Below are 20,475 nucleotides of genomic sequence, written 5' to 3' on the forward strand. Positions count from 1 at the left end.
TGAGAATGCGGACGTCGAAGAAATCAGAAAGATGTTGATATCATGCATTAGCAGAATTGAGTTAGACGGTGCGAAAGCGACTGTTTATTTTTATGATTAATTTTGTGAGTATATCACCAATCACTTGCATAATAGCCAAGTCAATAAGGGCTACGTGTTAGATAATGCCGACGAGGTAAAGAAACTTTTTACTGAATACCAAGTTCCCATCGTCTTTTCGGGTCATATCCATGCCCAAGATATTCTCGGCGGAACAACTGGCGATCCTCAAGAAGTTGTCACCAGCTCCTTTGCGATGACAGATCAGGCCTATGGGGTTATTACACTTAACGAGCAGGAAATCACTTACCAGCGGGAAAATTTATCCGTCGATGAGTGGGCGCAGGCGCAAGGCTTGAGCAATCCCGATTTGCTTAACTATCGGGATTATTTGCAGGATTTATTTTTAAAGGATAGTCAAGCGATGACCTATTCCAGCGCCTATCGTACCGGCGATTTTGCCGGTACAGAATTAACCGCAGCCGCTGATTTGGTGGCTGAGTTAAATTGGAATTTTTTCACCGGCCATGATTTATACACGGCTGACGAAAAAGCCGCCATTCAAAATTCAGCAGAATATCAATTTCTCAGCAGCCGTTCTGATTTTCTACCCAGCTATTTAGACAGCTTGATGACCGATACAACTAGCGACTTGGAGATTAGCATTCCCCTCTCTAAAAAATAAAAGAGAGAATAGCTTGATATCCGCTGTTTTCCACTTACAAAAATCTTTTTTCAATAAGTAAAAGCAAAGCATTGTCTTTAACAGAAATTTGAAATTTCTGTTATCCAAGTGCTTTGCTTTTTTATTTTATCAGAGCATAGCCAAGTAAAATTTATTCGTTTAATTTCAGCTAACAAAACTGTTATCCAAAACGCCGTTCTGATATTAGCCAAGAATTTTTTCTTCCTGTAAGATAGAATAAAAAGGAGGCGGTTAACAATGGCAAAAATTCCGGATGTCCTGCCGGCTGAGATTACAGGTCTCATCTTGGAAGAAATCAGTCAGGCTCAAAAAAGCGGCCATGTAAATCAGAGTGCCTCAACGACGTTAAAAAGTACCAAAGATATTCTGCGAGAAAATATTTTCACCTTATTTAATCTGTTAAATGTTGTCTTAGCCGCACTGGTTGTCTGGGTTGGTTCTCCGCAAAATGCTTTATTTTTAATGGTGATGGTTATCAATAGCGGCATCGGTATCTTCCAAGAGCTGCGGTCAAAAAAGACGATTGATTCCTTGGCAATTCTAGCAAAGGTTCCGGTTGTCGCTGTCAGAAATGCTCAGTTTACCAGTCTTTCTGAAGAGGAAATTCTGTTAGGCGACACCTTATTTTTACAAGCGGGGGATCAAATCCCCGCAGACGGTATTGTAATCAGCCAGCCGGCTTTTTTAGTGGATGAATCTTTATTAACCGGTGAGTCTAATAAAATTACTAAAGGCTGCGGCGATCAGCTTTTAAGCGGTAGTTTTGTGACTGCCGGTGACGTGTATTATCAAGTAACGGCCGTTGGTGCCGATAATTATGCAACAAAATTACTGAATGATGCCCGCTTTAAAAAGCGGCCGCAGTCTGAACTTTTGCTGATGCTGCGGAAGCTGACGCGGGTCTTGACGCTGGTGATTATTCCTTTTGGGATTTTGATGATTTATCAGCAGCTGCAAAATGCAGAATCCTTTCAACAGGCCATCTTGGGCAGCGTAGCAGCAGTCGTGAGTATTATCCCCGAAGGCCTAGTCCTGTTAACAGGTGTCGCCTTTGCCGTTGGTGCCGCCAATCTAGCCAAACAAAAAGTTTTAGTCCAATCTTTGCCTAGCATTGAAACTTTGGCCCGGGTCAACACCCTGTGTTTAGATAAAACCGGCACCATCACCGATGGCACCTTAACCGTTGAAAAAATTGTACCGCTGCAGGACTTATCTGAGGTCCAGCTTGGCCAGAAAATTGCGAGTTTATTAGCTTCTTCAGCTGATCAAAACGCAACCGCTCAAGCTCTTAGGGAAAAATTTCCCGCTAATCAGCCGATTGTCCCAGAAGAGGTCATTCCATTTTCCTCCGATTACAAATGGAGCGGCGCCAAATTTGCTGCAGGCTTTTTAGCGATGGGGGCCGCTGAATATATTTTTGCCGAGGTTCCCAATGAGGTTGCTAAACAAAGCCAAGCCTTTATGGCAGAAGGCTATCGCGTGTTGGTCATCGTTTCGGCGGCGCAAGTATCAGCCAATTATCGGCTTGTGGAACCTCAAGCGCTGGGGTTGATTGTCTTGGGTGACAGTCTGCGGGAGAATGCGACAGCAATTTTCCAATTACTGATAAAACAAGGCGTCTCTTTAAAAATTATCTCCGGCGATCATCCGCTGACTGTTTCAAAAATTGCTGAAAAAGCTGGTATTCCTGAGACCAGTCATTTTGTCGATATGTCGAACATTCCTGATGACACTGATTTTGCTCAGCTCGTTGAAAATAATACTGTCTTTGGTCGGGTTTCACCCTATCAAAAGCAAAAGCTCTTGCAGGGCTTGAAACAAAATCACCAGGTCACCGGGATGGTTGGCGACGGTGTCAATGATATTTTAGCTTTGCGAGAGGCAGACATCGGCATTGCGATGGCGCATGGCAGCCAAGCGGCTCGAGCAGTCGCCGATGTGGTCTTACTGACGGGGGATTTTTCAGTTATGGAAAGCATCATCAAAGAAGGCCGCCGCGTAATTAATAATCTGCAGCGAGTCTCCTCCATGTACTTAGTCAAAACTATTTATGCAATTTTACTGGCGCTGATTTTTATTTTATTGGCTACAGCTTATCCCTTTGCACCTTTACAATTAACGCCGATTAATGCCTTAACCGTCGGCATTCCTAGCTTCTTTTTAGCCTTGCAGCCTAGCTATGAACGCCCCCGCGGCAATGTTTTAGACAATGTCTTGCGGATTTCTGTCCCCGCAGCTTTAAACGTTGTCATCAGTGTGCTGGGAATTAAATTTATCGGTGATATCTGGCAGCTTGATTCCGCCGTCACCTCCACCTTAAGCGTCTTTTTAGTCGGCGTGGTGGGCTTAAAAGTTCTACTGCGAGTCTCTTCGCCCCTGAATTCAAAAAAAATCTGGCTTCTCTTGGCGATGACCGCCAGTCTGATTTTCTGCTTTTTATTCTTAGGAAAAATTTTTATGTATGACAATGTCTTCGATGCCGATTTATTGATTTTAATTCCTTTCATCCTCTTTATCCACTTTTTCTTCGACTGGACCTCCCGGTTGATGAACCAAGTGATTTACTGGAAAAACCTGCGCAAAAAAGAATAGCAAAACCGCCGCCAGTCTCTTGAGGAGTGGCGGCGGTTTTTGGCTCATTATCAAGCTAAGAAGAAAAATGCAAATCCTTCAGACATTGAGACATCCTATTGATTTTTCTGAGATTCTAAAGTCATTCACATACTTATAAAGCAATCATTTCTTCTTAAAATTATTCTTCGCTCAATCCTAAATCTTCCAACTGAGCTGCTAATTCATCATAGGCAACCTCACCGGAATCGGCTGTTGTCCCAGTTAAATCGTTGAAAACTGTTGGGTCGACATTTTCCAAATTCAAAGTGATTGTGACGCTGAAAACATTGTCGGTAAAATCATTTTCAATTGTTACACCTTCACTGCCATCATACTCCTCATACTGGGCGGCCAATTCATCCTCAATGGCTGCCTGTTGACTTTCATCTAAATCAGCTGTATCCATACCCAACGTTGTCAAATCAAAGCTCGACACTATTTCAACTTGATTAACGGTTTGATCTTCGTGGGTGACTTTGACCGTCATATCTGCTCCTGAGTAAGAACCGGAAAAAGTATTTTCCTCTGTCTTACTACCTCCACATGCCCCTAAAAAGACTAATCCCACTGCCAACATTCCCAAAATTTTTCCAATACGTTTCATTTTTTACTCCCCTATCCACTTTTTTTTGCTGCCTTTTTTAGCAAAGTGATGAATGTCACAACTTTCTCACTTTAGCGAAAAAACCAATTTGAATTGGTTACGCTTTCTTAATAGTAATATAGGAATTTTGGGAATGCAATCTCATTTTTATTGAACCCGCTACTTTTAAGTCAATCTGTTCCATAAAAATTGATATTTCCTCCAGATTTAGTTAAAAGCAAGCAACCCAGCTAAAGTCAGCGAGCTATAATTTCTATCGGAAACTACAGATGGCTCTCCAAGCTCATTGCAAATAAAACTTTACCTGATATGCGAGTTTTCAAGTCATAGCCTTCAGCTAAAAATTAAATTTTATTGGATAGATAAAGAAAATCAACAATAGTTAAAAATGAATTTTTCAAAAAAATACCGCAAGCAAGGTCTGCAGCAGACGACCTAACTTGCGGTGATGATTTTTTCTTATATCAACAATAGTAGGGCTTGAAAAGGTTTAAACCTTTTACTGATTACTAATCACAATCTTTCCGCTGGCATGATGAGTAGCACTTAAATCATGGGCGGCTTTTATGCCGTCTGCAGTCAAAGGATAGGTGGCACCAATCACGCTTCTAATTTTTCCAGTAGCCATCAAGTCGGCAATTTCTTGCAAATGCTTGCCGCTAGGTTGTAGCCAAATGCTTTTAGCTAATTGAACTTTGGCAGCTTGGTCGGCTGCGGGCTCACCGACAATTGAAATTAAGCGGCCTTCTGGATGCAAAACATCAAAGCTTTTAGCCTGAACTTCGCCCCCCATTGTATCAAATACTAAATCAACCTTGTCGATGACTTCGGTAAAATCAACTTTTCGATAGTCAATGACTTCGTCAGTGCCTAAGCTTTTTAATAATTCGTGGTTTTGCTCGCTAGCGGTGGTAATTACCTTGGCGCCAGCATTTTTAGCTAACTGAATGGCGTAGATACCTACACCACCGGCTCCAGCATGAATCAAAACTGTTTCGCCAGCTGAGAGTTTTCCGTGGGTAAATAAAGCTTGATAAGCCGTTTCACCGGCTAACGGCACTGCCGCAGCTTCAGCAAAACTAATATTTTCTGGCTTTTTAGCCAAGAGATGGTCATCAACAATCGTTAAGTCGGCGTAGGTTCCAAAGCGGGTTGTTTCCGGCCGAGCAAAAACCAAATCTCCTACTTGCCATTGGTTGACCTGACTGCCGATGGCAACAATTTCACCAGCAACATCCCAGCCTAAAATAATCGGAAAATCCCAAGTCATCATTTGCGATAAATAGCCTTCCCGTAATTTCCAATCGATTGGATTGACCGAGGTCGCAGCTACCTTAACCAAAACTTGACGTTCGCCGAGTTCTGGCAGGGTTACTTGAGCCTCTTTTAAACGACTGCTGTCGCCGTATTCTTCAATGACAATTGCTCTTGTGTTCATAATAAAATCTCCTTTAGTGTTGCGCTGAATATGATTCATTATAAATCTTTAGTGAAAAAGTTGATAACCTTCTGCTTAACGGGTGGGCTGCCCCACCAAGTCAATGGCTTATGCTATACTTTATTTAATATTTAGGAGTGGAGGGTTAAAATGGGTTGGTTTTTTAATCGCGAAAAGCAAGAAGAAAAGGATCGGCAAGACGCCAGTCAATTCCGGAAGGTGATGCAGACTTATCAGAAATACGCAGAATTTCCTTATATTAATCCAGACGAGTCGCTGTTAAACGAGCGTATTCAACAGCTAGCTACCGGGGCAATCCCTTTTGTTGAACCGGCTGTGATGGAGCGCAATCAAGATGGTTATTTATTAGGCGAGCTGATTTTATTGGATTGGCTGCAGGGGAAAAGCTCAGAGATTAATGATTTCCCAGATTATTTTGAACTTAAATTGGGGATTAATGCTGCTGAAACTGTTATGCCGCTGTTAGATGATGACTGTCTAGATATCTTAGAGGATGAAGGTGCCTTGTATTTTCGGCCTTTAGAGGAATTGAATGATTTGGCTGAAGAATATGGCTTAGAAAGAAAAGCCACTTATGATGAGCTGATTGCTAGTTTTAAAGCGGACTTCACCTCCGATTTTTTAGCGGATTTGATTGGCCGTGGCGTTTACGTACCGATGGAATATGGTCAGCAACTATTAACTAAATATCAGGCAGACATCGAAGCGTTTCAAATAAAACATCAGCTATAAACAATTGCCCCTTTAGCAAAATTTGTGAATTTTTGCTAAAGGGGCTTTTTTGTTTCTAAAGTTTTGTCGGTTACAAAAGGTAGCTTGTTTGATTTGCAGCGGCTTAACTAAGTGCCGCTGATTTCCTCCTGCGCTGTGAAGAAAACCAGCCGCAAAGATTAACGGCAAAATCGCCAAGCAAAATATTAACAGTTTCAATCCTTGCCAACACTTTTTTTTGCAAAACCAGCCAAGACTCACCACTTTAAAATTTTTCCTTTTAAAAAGGCTAACTACACAAACTCTTCCACGACCTCCATTCTAAAATCCCAAAACCAAATATCAGCAAATGTCATAAATTTGTCAGGATTTCCAGAGAAAAACTGTAGAAACCCAAGACGGAAAGCGCAAATATTAGTTTTGCCTCCCTGTTAGACTGACTTTAAAGAAAAAGTTAGGAGTGGGAAGATGAAAAAAATTGCATTAATTTTTGGCGGAACTTCTTCAGAGTATGAAGTGTCTTTGGCGTCAGCAGCGGGAGTTTTAGCGGCTTTACAGGAGTTGGACTATCAAGTGTTTCCAATTGGCATCACGAGAGGTGGTGACTGGCTTTTAACTGACGCTGATGTTGAGCAGCTGCAGCAGGACACTTGGCAAACCTCCTCATTATGTCAATCAGCTACGCCGCAGTTTAAGGGCCAAGGTTTTTGGCTCAGCAAAGACCAAAAATTTTTAAAGCCGGATGTTTTATTGCCGATTTTACATGGTGGCAATGGCGAAGACGGCAGTTTGCAGGGACTTTTTGAAATGATGGCCCTGCCTTATGCCGGCTGTGGTGTGGCGGCTTCGGCCCTGTGTATGAATAAATTTCTATTGCACCAATTTGCGGACACCCTTGGTATTCAAAGCGCCGCCACTGTTTTGTTGAATACTATCACCGATCAGCAAACGGTTGAACAATTTATAAAAAATGTTGGCTTGCCGATTTTCGTTAAACCTAATGAAGCCGGTTCTTCTAAGGGCATCAGCAAGGTGACTGAACTAGAACAGCTGCCCCAAGCTTTAGCAGAGGCCTTCAGGTACAGCCGGCAGGTGATTTTGCAAAAGGCTGTCAGTGGAATCGAAATCGGTTGTGGTATTTTAGGCAATCATGACCTGCAGATAGGGGCCTGCGATGAAATTTCTTTAGCCGGTCAATTTTTTGACTACGTGGAAAAATATCAGTTGTTAACCGCCAAAATTACCGTGCCAGCCCAAATATCAGCTGAAATCAGCAAAAAAATTCAAGACCAAGCACAGCGTCTCTATCAGCATTTAGGCTGTCGCGGCCTAGCACGAATTGATTTCTTTTTGACGGCTGATGACACTATTTTATTGAATGAAGTCAACACCTTACCGGGCTTCACACCCCACTCCCGCTTTCCGGCGATGATGGCAGCGGCCGGTATCAGCTACAACCAAGTGCTGGAAAAATTGATTGCTTTAGCAGAGGAGGCCCATCATGAAAAACATTTACTTGCAATTAGTTAACCGCCATCATCCCCTCCTTAAAAGTAATGAGCCACAGCATTTGGTTTTAGCTCCCTTTAGCGAAAAAGATATTTATCTGCAGCCGGAAGTTGCCAAGCAGTTGCAAAAATTATTAACCGATTGGCAGCTGGCAGAAGATATCGTTCTGTTAGACGGCTACCGGACTGAACAAGAACAGCGAAAATTATGGGAATTTTCGCTGGCAGAACACGGACCTAAATACACAGCTGAATTTGTCGCCTATCCCGGTTGCAGTGAACATCAAACAGGACTCGCTGTCGATTTAGGTTTACGGGGAGCTGATAATGATTTAATTGCGCCCAGTTTTCAAACTGGGCCAACTGTAACAAAATTTTTAGCTGAGATGGCCAACTACGGCTTTATTCTCCGTTATCCGCCCCATAAACAAGAAATCACTGGCATCGGCTATGAACCGTGGCATTTTCGGTATGTCGGTGTACCCCACAGTCATATTATCAGCGGACAAGATTGGACTTTGGAAGAGTATCTGCAATTTTTACAAGATACTAGCAGGTCAATCGCATGAACAAACAAAATGCCAGTATCAATAATTTTCGTCTGTTCGCTGCTGTCATGGTAGTGGCGATTCACTACTATCCTTTTCAAAGTTTCGCACCAGAGCTGGACACCCTCATCACCTTAACTTTATTTCGAGTGGCCGTCCCGTTTTTCTTAATGGTCACGGGCTATTACTTAATTGGCCCGCTGGCGGAAAAAAAGCAATTCCCGCAACGTTTGAGGGTCAAAAAATTCCTAAAAAAACAGCTTTACCTTTATTTAGCGGCGAATTTACTCTATTTGCCGCTAGCGCTTTACAGCGGCGAAATTTCTTTGCAGATGTCGTTAGCTAAATTTTTACAGGTGTTAATTTTTGAAGGCTTTCTTTATCATCTATGGTATTTTCCGGCGTTGATTTTAGGTGTTTTCCTTGTCAGTCTACTGTTGAAAAAATTCTCCTTGAAACCGGTACTCGCCATTGCCATTGGTCTGTATCTGATTGGTTTAGGCGGCGATAGCTGGTGGGGAATTACCCGTCAGCTGCCGTTTTTAAAAATTTTTTACAATGGTCTCTTTCACTTCTTCGGCCTAACTCGCAACGGCCTCTTTCTAGTGCCGCTATTTTTAGTCTTGGGAGCCCTTATTTATCAAAAACGGAGCTTTCAAGCTCAGCGCAATTCGCTGTTCTTAATCGTTTCAGCAATCGGTCTTTTAGCAGAAAGTTTTGCCCTGCACCACTGGTCTCAGCCCCGCCACGATAGCATGTATCTCCTGTTGCCATTGGTCATGTATTTTCTATTTCAGGAGGTGCTCCATTGGCAGTCGCAAAAGACTTTGGGAAATGCCAGCAGACTTGCATTAGGAATTTATCTTATTCATCCTTATCTGATTGCCGTTTGGCATTTTTTCGCAAACAAAGTGCCGCTTTTAAAAAATAGCTTAATAAATTTTTTAGTCGTTCTACTGTCGACCTTTTTAATCTGTTGGCTGGCCTTCAAGCTACTGGCGAAGCTGACCAAAAAAAATTCAAAAGGACCAGCGAGAGCCTCAAAGCAGCTGTCAACTAAAGCTCTAACGGCTAACTTAGCTGAGATTAACCGCATTATTCCTGAAAAAACCAAAGTGATGGCGGTGGTGAAAGCCAACGCCTACGGGACCGATGCGAATATTTTTGCCAAAACCTTGGCGCAAAACGGTGTCGATTTTTTTGCCGTGGCTACCTTAGAGGAGGGAATCACCCTGCGGGAAGCCGGAATTGCCGAGCAAATTTTAATTCTCGGCTATACTTCTGCCCGCCGCATAAAAGAGATTAAAGCCTATGACTTAGTTCAAACGATTGTCAGCGAAGCCCATGCCACCGCTTTAAATCAACAAGGAATAGCGATTGATTGTCATTTAAAGGTCGATACCGGCATGCATCGCCTGGGCGTAACAGCTGATGATCAAAAAATAAAAGCTCTCTATCAATTGCCCTATTTAAAAATTAAGGGGATATACTCCCATCTAGGTTCTGCTGATGAACAGTCAGCGGCGGCCAAAGAGCGGACCGAAAAACAAATTGCCGTTTTCAATCATTTGTTAGCGCAATTAAAAGCCCAGCAAATTCCCCTTGGCGTGACTCATCTGCAAAGCAGTTACGGTATTTTAAATTATCCAGACTTAACCTATGATTATGTCCGTCTCGGCATTCTTTTATATGGCTTTCTCAGTAGTCAACGGGATGTGCCTAAAAAAAAAATTACCCTCACGCCGGTCGTTGAAGTGCAGGCCCAATTGATTTCTAAAAAATGGGTGGCTGCTCAGGAATATTTGGGCTATAGCCTAGCCACGCAACTATCAGAAAGCCGTTTAATCGGTGTAGTCAGCATTGGCTATGCTGACGGCATCCCCCGCAATTTAAGCCAGACCGACTGGCAGCTGACTTATCAAGATCACCAGCTGCCACAAATTGGTCGAATTTGTATGGACATGCTGCTGATTGATTTAACGGCTTGCCCTGAAATCCCTTTGGAGGCTCAGCTGAATGTGCTGCCGGATATTTTAGCTGCGGCCACAGAAACAGCGACCTTGACCAATGAAATTCTTAGTCGCTTAGGCGGTCGTTTAACCGTCGAGGTCTCCAGTTAAGCAGTAAATTATGCTACACTGAAAAAGAGATGTCTTAAAAATCAGAGCTGGAGTGAAGGAAATGACAGATACAATTGTCGTGGTGGATGATGAAAAGGAAATTGCCAATCTGATGGCAACATTTTTAAAAAATGAAGGCTTTCAAGTGGCAGCCTTTTATAACGGCAGCGAGGCTTTGGCCTTCATTGACCAAAATGCTGTTTCGTTGGCAGTACTGGACGTGATGCTGCCGGATATCGACGGCTTTCAATTATTGCAAAACATTCGGGAAAATTATTTTTTTCCGGTGCTGATGCTAACCGCAAAAGGCGAGGACTTGGATAAAATTACGGGACTGACTTTGGGAGCAGATGATTATATCACCAAGCCCTTTAATCCATTAGAGGTTGTGGCCCGGGTCAAAACACAATTGCGCCGCAGTCAGCGCTATAATCAGCCATCAGCCCCGCAAGCAGATACAGAATTTGCCAAAGACGGGCTGATTCTTCAAAAAAACAGCCACAAAGTCTTACTCTTTGAGCGGGAAATCATGATTACCCCGATTGAATTTAAAATTTTGCTGTATTTATTTGAACATCAAGGGACCGTCGTTTCCTCCGAGGAATTGTTTGAGGCCGTCTGGCAGGAAAAATATTTAGACAATAACAACACGGTGATGGCCCACATCGCACGGCTGCGGGAAAAGCTCAAGGAGCAGCCCCGCAAACCAAAATTTATTAAAACTGTCTGGGGGGTTGGCTATATCATTGAAAAATAACTTGAAAAATCCGTTAATCAGAAGAATTCTTTTCCGCTATGTGGCGACAATCGTGATTGCCTTTGCCATTTTGACGCTGATTCCTTTTACGATTTTAATCGTCATGAATTTTTGGACCTGGTATGGTGATGAGTTTATTTATCGGCTGGTTCATTTTTTCTATAATAATCTGATTGCGACCTTTTTAATCAGCGGCATTGCTCTTTGGCTAGCTATCACCTTTTATTTCTTTAGTAAAATTGCCAGCTATTTGAATGAAACCATTCATGGCACTAGCCAACTGTTGGCAAATCCCGAGCAGCGGATTAAATTATCGCCAGATTTGGTGGCGGTTCAAGACGAAATGAATGAACTACGGGAAAATAATAACCGCACGCAGCGGGCCGCCAAAGAAGCCGAACAGCGGAAAAATGATTTAATCGTTTATTTGGCCCATGATTTGCGGACTCCTTTGACCAGCGTCATCGGCTATTTGACCCTCTTAAAGGAAGAGCCCCAGCTATCTTTAGACATGCGGGCCCGCTACACTGATATTGCCTTAGACAAGGCGGAACGTTTGGAACAACTAATCAATGAATTCTTTGAAATCACCCGTTTTAATTTGACTAGCCTGACATTAAATAAACAAGTGATTGATTTGAGCGTTATGCTAGAACAGATTAGCTATGAGTTTCTGCCAATTTTAGAAGAAAAAAATCTCCAGTGGCAATTGGAGATTGAAAAGGAAGTATTGGCAACCGTCGATGCAGAAAAGATGGAGCGAGTCTTCGATAATCTGATTCGCAATGCGATTAATTACAGCTTTGCTGATTCAGTCATTACCTTGAAACTAGCCAAAAAAGAGCAAATTGAAATTACGTTTAGCAATAGCGGCTACACGATTCCCCCGGAGAAATTGGCCCGAATTTTCGAGCCCTTTTACCGGATGGACAGCTCCCGGGCCAGCGCCACCGGTGGCACCGGATTAGGCCTGCCGATTGCAAAAGATATTGTCGAGGCTTTAGGTGGCAGGGTGACTGCCGCCAGTCATGATAACCAGATTATTTTTACCATCAGCTTGCCCTTGAGTAATTAATTTTTGTAATCGTCATGAGGCTGTGACATTAGTTAGAACAAAGCCGGATTTTACGAAGGACAGCTAGTGAAAACGACTAGCTAGTGTTAATTTGCGATTCGGCCCTACTGGACCGCAGGAGCAAATATCATATAGTTCGGAATCTCAGCTGTTAAAAAACTAATGTCACAGACTCATTTTTTTCTGATTTAAACTGCCCAACGCCTGCAAAATACGGTAAACTAGTGAGTAAATAAATGCAAAAAGGAGATTTATACCCATGTTGCCAAAAAAAATTTTTGATACGTTAAACTCTGGTGAACTCTACTTTGAAACCAAGGAAATGAATCAGCTGCAGGCTCATTATCGGGACTTGTTATTTGAGTTCAATCAGCTGCCCCCCAACGAACCTCAGCGCTTAGCGGCGATTGCAGCTGAATTATTTGGGGATTTTGCTGAGGGGGCTTACATTGAGCGGCCCGTTAAAGCCAATTGGGGCATCAATACTTATTTTGGAAAAAATGTTTATGCCAATTTTGGCTTGACCCTCGTCGATGATGCTAAGATTGATTTAAAAGACGATGTTATGATTGGACCAAACGTGACGATTATCACCGGCACCCATCCTTTAAAGGCTGCCGAACGAAAAGAGCGGGGGCAGTACAATCTACCCGTCACGATTGAAAAAAATGTCTGGCTAGGCGCGGGTGCAATTATTTTTCCCGGCGTGACCATCGGTGAAAATACCGTGATTGGCGCCGGCAGTTTGGTGACCAAATCTATTCCGGCAAATGTTGTCGCTTATGGCCAGCCATGTAAAGTAATCAAAGAGTTAGAAAAATAAAAAGCATGGCTGTAACCTTAGTCTTGTTAACAGATTGAATCCCAAACTATATTATATTTGGCGGTGTTTGTCAGATATTGTTTGGAAAATCAGTTCTGTTTTAACTAAGGCCACAGCCTTACTACCTAAAATCAAAAAATAACCGCAACCTGCAAGAGCACCAAAGCCAGCTAGTGAAACTGGCTTTCGGCGAAATGCTTGGGTTGCGGTTTTTTTGAAGCTACGAACTTTTTGTGTTTACTGCTTTTCACTCAATACTTGATTAAAACCGCACTCTGATATTTTTTACTGGGCCAAGCCTGCAGCAATCTGTTCAAAATTCCAGGCCATCATACTGTAATAGCTGTCGCCTTCCTCGCCGGGCTCAGCTACCGAATCTGTAAATAACTTAGCTTCACTGATGGGAATGCCGGTATCCTTGGCGACTGTCTGCATCGACCGTGCGTCAACACTGCTTTCGACAAACAGTGTTGGAACTGAAGAGGCCCGCAGCTGTTCAATCAAACTTTGAATTTGCTCAGGAGTGCCTTCCTCTTCGGTATTTATTTCCCAAATATAGGCCGCCGGAATTCCGTAAGCCGCTGAAAAATATTTCATACAGCCTTCACTGGTCACCAAAAGCTTTTGCTCATCCGGCAGAGCCGCAAATTTTTCTTTGGCGGAAGCGTCTAATTCCCGCAACTGACCGAGATAACTGTCTAGATTAGCTTCATAATAATCCGCATTTTCCGGATCTTTAAGGCTGAGCTGCTTTGCAATATTTTCTGCGTAAATCATTCCATTTGCCAAATTCAGCCAAGCGTGGGGATCTTCTTTCCCCTGTTCCTCGGTCCCCTCCAGATAAATCACCTCAACACCGTCACTGACCGCAAAATAATCTTGATCTTTGACTTTGCCGGCATTCTCCATCAGCGTCGTAAACCAGCCGTTGCCGCCAGTCTCCAGATTGATGCCGTTATAAAAAATCACGTCCGCTTCAGAGGTCTTTTGGACATCCGCCGGTAAAAACTCATATTCATGGGGATCACGCCCAACTGGGACAATGCTGTACAAATCAATTTTATCCCCGCCGATATTTTTAGCGATATCGGCGATAATCGAATTGGTGGCGACAACCTCCACTAAATCAGCATTTCCCTGCTGATTTTCTCCTTGACCAGCTGTCCCGCTACAACCTGTCAAAACTAACAAACTCCCAAATAAGGTAGCCAAAACTAGATTAATTTTTTTCATTTTCCAGAATCCTCCTTGTAAAAAATTTTTGCTTCGGCGATAAAAAGAAACCGACGACAAAGAATGCGGCGGCGGTTAAGACAATCGTCGAACCCACCGCTAAATTGAAGCTGTAACCGATAAAAAGTCCTAATAGCGAAGCTAAACCACCGAGGCTTGCCGATAGTAAAATCATCGACCGCAAGCGATTGGTAAAGAGATAAGCTGTGGCGGCGGGCGTAATTAAGAGGGCGACGATTAAAATCGTGCCGACGCTTTGCATAGCGGCCACGGCAACTAATGTCAATAAAATCATCAGCAGATAATGGTAAAACTGAACCTTCATGCCCACGGCTTTAGCCAACAGTGGGTCAAAGGAGGTCAGCAGTAGTTCTTTGAAAAACAAGCCAATTATCACGAGCACAAATAGCGACACGCCAATGGTTAAATACATATCGGTAGTCTGCACTGCCAAGACATTGCCAAATAAAATATGGAATAAATCCGTCGAGCTGTTGGCAACGCCGATTAGAATCACCCCTAAAGCTAAAAAGGAGCTGAAGGTGATTCCAATCGCTGTGTCCCCTTTGATTAAGCTATTACTTTTGATAAAAGTAATCAGCAGGGAGGCCAGCATGCCAAAGAAAATCGCGCCGACGAAAAAATTAATTCCTAAAATATAGGAGAGAGCGACCCCCGGTAAAACTGCATGGGAAATCGCATCCCCCATTAGAGACATCCCCCGCAAGATAATAAAACAACCAATCGCACCGGCCACAATACCAATCGTCACCGAAGTAATCAAGGCATTCCTTAAAAATTGAAACTCTGTTAACCCGTAGATGAAATTTTCAATCATGCAACATCCCCTCCAAAATAAAGCTGCCCGTTAAAGGCTTGCCCCAAATAATTTTTATTAAAAACTGTCGCCGTCTCGCCATATGCAATCACTTCTTTATCGAGAATCAAGAGCTGATCAAAATAGTTTTGCACCTTTGCTAAGTCATGGTGCACCACAAAAATAGTTTTTCCGGCCTGTTGCAACTCCCGCAAAATCTCAAAAATAATTTCTTCGCTGACGGCATCAATCCCGACAAATGGTTCATCTAAAAAAATATATTGGGCTTCCTGCACCAAACATCTAGCAATTAAAATCCGTTGGAACTGTCCGCCAGAAAGCTCACTGATTTGGCGGCTGCCCAAAGCCGCCAAGCCGACTTGTTCCAAAGCGGCGGCCACCTGCTGCCAATTTTTTTTCGTCAAGCGCCGCAAAATGCCCACTTCTCGATACAAGCCTAAAGAAACAAACTCAGCCACGGTGATTGGAAAAGTAAAATCCAAATTGCTTTTTTGTTCGACATAAGCCACCTGCTGTCGCTGTTCTTTGATTGGCTTGCCGTCAATGGTGATATTGCCGGCAAAGGAAATAATTCCTAAAATCGCTTTAATCAAGGTCGATTTACCGGCACCATTCGGCCCGATAATGCCAGTGATGGCATGATCTTCTAAACGCAAATTTATATTCTTTAATGCTAGCTGCTGCTGATATGCTACAGACACATTTTGACAGATAATCATTTTTATTCTCCTTTACATTTTTAGGCAAGCCTAACTTTTTTATATTTTTAGGCTAACCTAAAAATTATTCGCTGTCAATAATTTTAAAAAAATTTCATCTACATCGATTTTTTTAAAAAAAGTCTTAAAATCGCTGTATAGTTTTTTTAGTGTTTTTTTCGGTAGCCAGCTTTACTTTTAAAAAAAACTAAGGTAAAATTTCGTTAACCAAAAAAAATAAAGGTTAACGAAAGGAAAATCAATGAAATCTATTAGCTTACGAGAATTAATTTTAGCTGCCATTTTTTCAGCCGTTATCGTGGTCTTATCGCAAATTACAATTCCCGCCGGTTTAGTTCCCTTCACCATGCAAACTTTTGCAGTTGGTTTAGTGGCAACTATTTTAGGCAAAAAAATCGGCACTATTTCCGTCTTCATCTACTTATTGCTAGGCCTTATCGGACTTCCGGTTTTTGCCGGCTTTAGCTCCGGCTTTGCCGTTTTATTTGGCCCAACTGGTGGCTTTTTAGTCGGCTTTCTAGCAAATGCCTTTGTCACAGGCTGGTTGTGTGAATTAAAGGAAAATAATTTAACGATGGCGATCATTGCCAATCTGGTCGGCGCTTTGCTGACTTTAGTCTTTGGTACTTTCTGGCTACAACTTGCTGCCAGCATGAGCTTTGGCGCAGCAGCAGCGGCAGCCTTCACACCGTTTATCATTCCGGGCATTGTCAAAGCTGTAGCAGCAGCCTTCGTCGGAATCTTAGTGACTCGCCGTCTACCAGTAGCGGCCCGCAGCTAAACTTGACTTATTTATTCGAACACAAAAAGCGCCGAATCCTGATTGGATATCGGCGCTTTTTTACATATACAACTTTCCTACACTTAAATAACTTTACGTTGTTTTTCTTTAATCTGCAACTTTTTGTGGCGGTTCTTTAGCATTTTACTAGCTAAAAGAGTTCCGCAAATAATTGTTACTCCAGCTAACACTTGCTGTCCGTCAAATTCCAAGTCATAAGAAAATCCCTCGGCTTTAATACTTAGTTTCATTTTCCAACACCTGCTCTTTCGTCAATTTCATTCAGTCTATTTCAGCTTACCCGAAATAGTGGAAATTACCAACTCCAAAGGAAGCAAATCTTCAAAAAAATCAGGATAAAAACTTTTCTTAGACCGAATCTTTAAGAAATGTTTAAGCACCTTCACAGAAAGGGCATGATTTTAAGATTTTTTAGTTCATTTTTTCGAAATTTTTAACATAATAACAAAAAAATAGTTACTACTTTTTAACAGCCACACAATTAGCTACCTGTTTAGATTTTTCGTAGCCGGCATTTTTTTTCATCATTGATAACATTTTGAAATCCAAGTAAAAATTAGTCTCTGTTTTACTTTTCTATAAAACCGCTTTTAAAATTTTTTTATTAAAATAAAATTTTCTTTATTCAAAGATAATTCTGCCTATTTTTTATAAAAAACGCTTCCTACACTTTTTTTTGGCTAAATTAAAATAACAACATGAAAAAGCTGTTTTCATTTTTATCAGAAGATATAAATAACGTTTACCAAGATTAAGCTTGCTTTTACAAGGATTGCATTTAGCTTGCAAAATTGTTTAGTAAACAGTTATGTTTCCCCATGAAAATAAAAATACATGGTAATGTCTTTTTCCATAAGAAGTGAATACAAATTTTCAATTTATTCTCAAAATTGTTGGTTAAGAGTTACAGAAGGAAGGTTTTATCTATGAAAAAAATAAAAAAAGGGATTGTCTTATTGGTTGTTTTAGTGGCCGTTTTTGTGCCACTTTATCAAGTTTTTGCTGCAACAACCGAAAGTGGTTCAGTGTCTGAGGATTTAATTGATACTAGCGATAATTTACTGGGGATTGCCTCCCAATTTCACATATTTGCAGAAACTGCAACTTTAAATGCCCATACTGAAGGAAATTTAGCCGTTGATGATTTAACCGGCAACTCTAATTTCGGAACTAACGGTATCGCAAACAGCACCCAAAAAGATTTATATTATATTAAAACTATTTCCACCATTAATGGCGGTTCATTTGTGTCTGGAAATAATACAAAAGCTGTGCTTGGTAGTAGCATCACTGTTACTAATAATGCAAATCAAGTCTTTGCAAATGGCGCAATTCTTGGCAATATTCCTTTAGCTGATGTCTATACGGATACAGTAGATACTTACTTAAATATCGATAATACTTTAGCAGACTTGGCGACTACTTCAGCTTCTTTGGCAACTGTCGCTACCTCTGATGGCGTCGTAGAAAACTTTACGGATATGAATAAGCGAACCATTGATTTAAGTAATGCCATTGCAACCAATGGAGTGATTACTATCAACTTGACCGCTGACGAATTGGCTCAGTCAACTCCCATTTATTTCACTGTCATTCGCTCAACTGCTGGCTACACTGTGGTCATTAATGCCACAGATACAACTACTGTCAACAGTCATATTTATATGGAAATTGATGGTCAAAATGTTAGCAATGGCGAGGTCTCTGATTATAGTAATAATGTTGTCCTGTGGAATTTTGGAACAACCTCTAATACTATTAACATTAATGCTGTTTTTGTTGGCAGTTTATTGGCGCCAAATGCCAATCTTTCTATCGGTCAAAACCTAAATGGAAATATCGTAGCTAAAAATGTGGTCATCAATGCTGAGAGTCATCGTTGGGATTTACAACCAACGACTATGCAGATCACGCCGCCAACTGAAAATTCTAGTACCGAAAATAGTTCAACTAGCAGCTCATCGACAAGTGCAAGCAGTTCGACGAGTGACAGTTCTTCGTCTACTTCGGATTCAACGACTAGCAGTTCGACTACCGATAGTTCTTCGTCTACTTCGGATTCAACGATGAGCAGTTCGACTACTGATAGTTCTTCGTCTACTTCGGATTCAACGACTGGCTCTTCGACCAATGATAGTTCTTCGTCCACTTCGGATTCAACGACTAGCAGTTCGACCGCTGACAGTTCGTCTTCTACTTCGGATTCAACGACTAGCAGTTCGACGGCTGACAGTTCGTCTTCTACTACTGACTCGACGACTAGCAGTTCGACTACCGATAGTTCTTCGTCCACTACCGATTCGACGACGAGCAGTTCAACTACCGATAGTTCTTCGTCCACTACCGATTCGACGACGAGCAGTTCAACTACTGATAGTTCGGCTACTACCGATTCAACGACTAGCAGCACAACGCCTAACTCTGGCACATTGGGTAGCTCTTCTACTACTGATAGTACTTCGTCCACTACGGATTCAACGACGAGCAGTTCGACGACTGACAGTTCGTCTTCTACTACTGGTTCAACGACTAGCAGCACAACGCCTAACTCTGGCACATTGGGTAGCTCTTCTACTACTGATGGTTCTTCGTCTACTACTAACTCAACGACGAGTGATTCTTCCACTAGCGGAAGTTCAACGACGGACTCTACGACAAATAGCAGTATGAATTCAACCAACTCAAGCACTTCGACGTCCAACACTCCGACAGAAACGAGTTCTGCAAATACTAGCAGCGGCTTACCACAATTAAGTGATGTCTCAAGCTGGAGTTTAATTGCGTTGGGTGGGGCGTTGATTGGCGCCGCCATCTATCTCTTCAAACTTAAAAAGTAGTTAGTATTTTGTGAATTCAAAGGAAAATTATCCTCCTTTGAAATAGAAAAACGAGTTCCGCAAAAATCATAGCAGAACTCGTTTTTTCGTTTTTAAAGCCTATTGATAATAGATTGGCTCGGGTGTTGTAAAATCAAATTTTGTTATCCAGTTGGCAATCTCTTCTGCCAGCTGCTGCGTTATTTTTGAAGCAGCCACAATCTGGTCTGAGGTAATCTTATTGACATGGACACCAGCTGTAATCACACAGGTGCCAGGCAATAACGGTTGAATTTTTTTCGCGACTATCAACGCTAAGACATCGTCTTTATGCAGGCGACCATCATGGCTGGGAAAACAGCGGGTCTCGATGGCCGCCGTTTTACTTAAGGTGGTGACTGTCCCGATATGAGGCGTGTCACCGCCGCTAATTTTGATTAATAAATCTTTACCGATAATCGTAACTTCAGCCGAAATGGTCAATCCCAATTCACTTGTTGAAAAATTTTTTAGCTCTGTCATCCTTAGCCCTCCCAGCGTTGACTTAATTGATTGCGAATGCCTAAGGCGTCCAAAATCTTCATCGTGTGATGGTCAATTAAATCCTGAATTGTTTGCGGTTGATTGTAAAAACCGGGAATCGGTGGAATAATTTGCACGCCGAGTTTTGCCAGCTTCGTTAGATTTTCCAAATGAATCACACTCAAAGGCGTTTCTCTAGGCACAATAATCAACTTCCGTTGTTCCTTTAAGGTGACATCTGCGGCCCGGCCGATTAAATTATCGCTGAAACCACAGGCGATACCGGCGACTGTCTTCATGCTGGCGGGCAAGATGACCATGCCGTCCACCAAAAAGGAGCCGCTGGCAATTTTTGCGCCAAGGTCACGGTTTTTATAGGTGAAGTCGGCTAATTCCGCCACGTCATGGAAGGAATAGTCGGTTTCAATTTTCAAATTTTCTTTGGCCCAATCGCTGAAAACTGCATGGACCTCGACTTCAGGATTATTTTGTAGCTGTTGCAATAAATTGATAGCATAAATTGTACCTGAAGCTCCTGTGACACCGACGACGATTCGTTTCATTTTCGATTCCTCCATGATT

General features: G+C 42.1%; 19 protein-coding genes. 11 read left to right on the forward strand and 8 right to left on the reverse strand.

The window, feature by feature from the left end:
- The first annotated feature begins 154 nt into the window (after positions 1–154).
- Positions 155–724 (forward strand): hypothetical protein, encoded by a 570-nt coding sequence (locus tag ORH16_RS15940; RefSeq protein WP_265459867.1) that lies wholly within the window; start codon positions 155–157, stop codon positions 722–724.
- Between the two features lie 258 nt (positions 725–982).
- Entirely contained in the window at positions 983–3,337 is a 2,355-nt protein-coding gene (locus ORH16_RS15945) for an HAD-IC family P-type ATPase (RefSeq protein ID WP_265459868.1), read from the forward strand.
- 160 nt (positions 3,338–3,497) lie between these two features.
- On the opposite strand, the gene ORH16_RS15950 is transcribed toward ORH16_RS15945, so the two are convergent.
- Positions 3,498–3,962, reverse strand: a complete 465-nt coding sequence (locus ORH16_RS15950; protein WP_265459869.1) for a DUF1307 domain-containing protein — start codon at positions 3,960–3,962, stop codon at positions 3,498–3,500.
- A 499-nt stretch (positions 3,963–4,461) separates the two neighbouring features.
- Positions 4,462–5,400 (reverse strand): NADP-dependent oxidoreductase, encoded by a 939-nt coding sequence (locus ORH16_RS15955; protein ID WP_265459870.1) that lies wholly within the window; start codon positions 5,398–5,400, stop codon positions 4,462–4,464.
- Between the two features lie 150 nt (positions 5,401–5,550).
- On the opposite strand from ORH16_RS15955, the gene ORH16_RS15960 reads away from it, so the two are divergent.
- From ORH16_RS15960 to ORH16_RS15990, 7 genes are all read left to right on the forward strand, one after another.
- Positions 5,551–6,153 (forward strand): hypothetical protein, encoded by a 603-nt coding sequence (locus ORH16_RS15960; RefSeq protein ID WP_265459871.1) that lies wholly within the window; start codon positions 5,551–5,553, stop codon positions 6,151–6,153.
- Between the two features lie 447 nt (positions 6,154–6,600).
- Positions 6,601–7,662 carry a D-alanine--D-serine ligase gene (gene vanC, locus ORH16_RS15965; protein WP_265459872.1) on the forward strand — a complete coding sequence of 354 codons (1,062 nt, stop codon included), beginning with the start codon at positions 6,601–6,603 and terminating at the stop codon, positions 7,660–7,662.
- Complete coding sequence (vanXY, locus tag ORH16_RS15970; protein ID WP_265459873.1) at positions 7,634–8,209, forward strand: D,D-carboxypeptidase/D,D-dipeptidase VanXY; 576 nt, start codon at positions 7,634–7,636, stop codon at positions 8,207–8,209. Before vanC ends, vanXY begins: the two co-directional genes overlap by 29 nt.
- On the forward strand, positions 8,206–10,308 hold the full coding sequence (gene vanT / locus ORH16_RS15975; protein WP_265459874.1) for a membrane-bound serine racemase VanT: 2,103 nt from the start codon (positions 8,206–8,208) through the stop codon (positions 10,306–10,308). Before vanXY ends, vanT begins: the two co-directional genes overlap by 4 nt.
- Before the next feature lie 61 nt (positions 10,309–10,369).
- Positions 10,370–11,065: a VanR-ABDEGLN family response regulator transcription factor gene (gene vanR / locus ORH16_RS15980; protein WP_265459875.1), complete on the forward strand. Its 696-nt coding sequence runs from the start codon at positions 10,370–10,372 to the stop codon at positions 11,063–11,065.
- Entirely contained in the window at positions 11,055–12,140 is a 1,086-nt protein-coding gene (gene vanS / locus ORH16_RS15985) for a vancomycin resistance histidine kinase VanS (RefSeq protein ID WP_265459876.1), read from the forward strand. The genes vanR and vanS overlap by 11 nt, the downstream gene beginning before the upstream one ends.
- Positions 12,141–12,399: 259 nt before the next feature.
- Positions 12,400–12,963, forward strand: a complete 564-nt coding sequence (locus ORH16_RS15990) for a sugar O-acetyltransferase (protein WP_265459877.1) — start codon at positions 12,400–12,402, stop codon at positions 12,961–12,963.
- 285 nt (positions 12,964–13,248) lie between these two features.
- Here ORH16_RS15990 and ORH16_RS15995 read toward each other — a convergent pair whose 3' ends face one another.
- Genes ORH16_RS15995 through ORH16_RS16005 form a run of 3 tightly spaced genes read right to left on the reverse strand, consistent with a single transcriptional unit; the run spans position 13,249 to position 15,753 of the window.
- Positions 13,249–14,196, reverse strand: coding sequence for a metal ABC transporter substrate-binding protein (locus ORH16_RS15995; protein ID WP_265459878.1), 948 nt, complete (start codon positions 14,194–14,196; stop codon positions 13,249–13,251).
- Positions 14,183–15,034 (reverse strand): metal ABC transporter permease, encoded by an 852-nt coding sequence (locus ORH16_RS16000; RefSeq protein WP_265459879.1) that lies wholly within the window; start codon positions 15,032–15,034, stop codon positions 14,183–14,185. Before ORH16_RS16000 ends, ORH16_RS15995 begins: the two co-directional genes overlap by 14 nt.
- Complete coding sequence (locus ORH16_RS16005) at positions 15,031–15,753, reverse strand: metal ABC transporter ATP-binding protein (protein ID WP_265459880.1); 723 nt, start codon at positions 15,751–15,753, stop codon at positions 15,031–15,033. Before ORH16_RS16005 ends, ORH16_RS16000 begins: the two co-directional genes overlap by 4 nt.
- 241 nt (positions 15,754–15,994) lie before the next feature.
- Here ORH16_RS16005 and ORH16_RS16010 point away from each other — a divergent pair, with 241 nt between their 5' ends.
- Positions 15,995–16,534: a biotin transporter BioY gene (locus ORH16_RS16010; protein WP_265459881.1), complete on the forward strand. Its 540-nt coding sequence runs from the start codon at positions 15,995–15,997 to the stop codon at positions 16,532–16,534.
- 83 nt (positions 16,535–16,617) lie between these two features.
- On the opposite strand, the gene ORH16_RS16015 is transcribed toward ORH16_RS16010, so the two are convergent.
- On the reverse strand, positions 16,618–16,785 hold the full coding sequence (locus tag ORH16_RS16015; RefSeq protein WP_265459882.1) for a hypothetical protein: 168 nt from the start codon (positions 16,783–16,785) through the stop codon (positions 16,618–16,620).
- 696 nt (positions 16,786–17,481) lie between these two features.
- On the opposite strand from ORH16_RS16015, the gene ORH16_RS16020 reads away from it, so the two are divergent.
- Positions 17,482–19,392: a collagen-binding domain-containing protein gene (locus ORH16_RS16020; protein WP_265459883.1), complete on the forward strand. Its 1,911-nt coding sequence runs from the start codon at positions 17,482–17,484 to the stop codon at positions 19,390–19,392.
- Positions 19,393–19,491: 99 nt separating this feature from the next.
- Here ORH16_RS16020 and ORH16_RS16025 read toward each other — a convergent pair whose 3' ends face one another.
- Both ORH16_RS16025 and ORH16_RS16030 read right to left on the reverse strand, forming a co-directional pair.
- Positions 19,492–19,893 (reverse strand): amino acid decarboxylase, encoded by a 402-nt coding sequence (locus ORH16_RS16025; protein ID WP_265459884.1) that lies wholly within the window; start codon positions 19,891–19,893, stop codon positions 19,492–19,494.
- Between the two features lie 2 nt (positions 19,894–19,895).
- Complete coding sequence (locus tag ORH16_RS16030) at positions 19,896–20,456, reverse strand: UbiX family flavin prenyltransferase (RefSeq protein WP_265459885.1); 561 nt, start codon at positions 20,454–20,456, stop codon at positions 19,896–19,898.
- Positions 20,457–20,475 lie beyond the last annotated feature (19 nt).

Origin of the sequence: Enterococcus sp. HY326, assembly GCF_026157065.1 — a bacterium.
Classification (GTDB): Bacteria; Bacillota; Bacilli; order Lactobacillales; family Enterococcaceae; genus HY326.

Excerpts from the sequence above, each read along its gene's own strand:
- ORH16_RS15960 (WP_265459871.1), top strand. The coding sequence starts at position 5,551 with ATGGGTTGGTTTTTTAATCGCGAAAAGCAAGAAGAAAAGGATCGGCAA.
- vanR (WP_265459875.1), top strand. The coding sequence starts at position 10,370 with ATGACAGATACAATTGTCGTGGTGGATGATGAAAAGGAAATTGCCAAT.
- ORH16_RS16005 (WP_265459880.1), bottom strand. The coding sequence starts at position 15,753 with ATGATTATCTGTCAAAATGTGTCTGTAGCATATCAGCAGCAGCTAGCA.
- ORH16_RS15990 (WP_265459877.1), top strand. The coding sequence starts at position 12,400 with ATGTTGCCAAAAAAAATTTTTGATACGTTAAACTCTGGTGAACTCTAC.
- ORH16_RS16010 (WP_265459881.1), top strand. The coding sequence starts at position 15,995 with ATGAAATCTATTAGCTTACGAGAATTAATTTTAGCTGCCATTTTTTCA.
- ORH16_RS15995 (WP_265459878.1), bottom strand. The coding sequence starts at position 14,196 with ATGAAAAAAATTAATCTAGTTTTGGCTACCTTATTTGGGAGTTTGTTA.
- ORH16_RS16030 (WP_265459885.1), bottom strand. The coding sequence starts at position 20,456 with ATGAAACGAATCGTCGTCGGTGTCACAGGAGCTTCAGGTACAATTTAT.
- ORH16_RS16020 (WP_265459883.1), top strand. The coding sequence starts at position 17,482 with ATGAAAAAAATAAAAAAAGGGATTGTCTTATTGGTTGTTTTAGTGGCC.
- vanXY (WP_265459873.1), top strand. The coding sequence starts at position 7,634 with ATGAAAAACATTTACTTGCAATTAGTTAACCGCCATCATCCCCTCCTT.
- ORH16_RS15955 (WP_265459870.1), bottom strand. The coding sequence starts at position 5,400 with ATGAACACAAGAGCAATTGTCATTGAAGAATACGGCGACAGCAGTCGT.
- ORH16_RS15945 (WP_265459868.1), top strand. The coding sequence starts at position 983 with ATGGCAAAAATTCCGGATGTCCTGCCGGCTGAGATTACAGGTCTCATC.
- ORH16_RS15950 (WP_265459869.1), bottom strand. The coding sequence starts at position 3,962 with ATGAAACGTATTGGAAAAATTTTGGGAATGTTGGCAGTGGGATTAGTC.
- vanT (WP_265459874.1), top strand. The coding sequence starts at position 8,206 with ATGAACAAACAAAATGCCAGTATCAATAATTTTCGTCTGTTCGCTGCT.
- vanC (WP_265459872.1), top strand. The coding sequence starts at position 6,601 with ATGAAAAAAATTGCATTAATTTTTGGCGGAACTTCTTCAGAGTATGAA.
- ORH16_RS16025 (WP_265459884.1), bottom strand. The coding sequence starts at position 19,893 with ATGACAGAGCTAAAAAATTTTTCAACAAGTGAATTGGGATTGACCATT.
- ORH16_RS16015 (WP_265459882.1), bottom strand. The coding sequence starts at position 16,785 with ATGAAACTAAGTATTAAAGCCGAGGGATTTTCTTATGACTTGGAATTT.
- ORH16_RS16000 (WP_265459879.1), bottom strand. The coding sequence starts at position 15,034 with ATGATTGAAAATTTCATCTACGGGTTAACAGAGTTTCAATTTTTAAGG.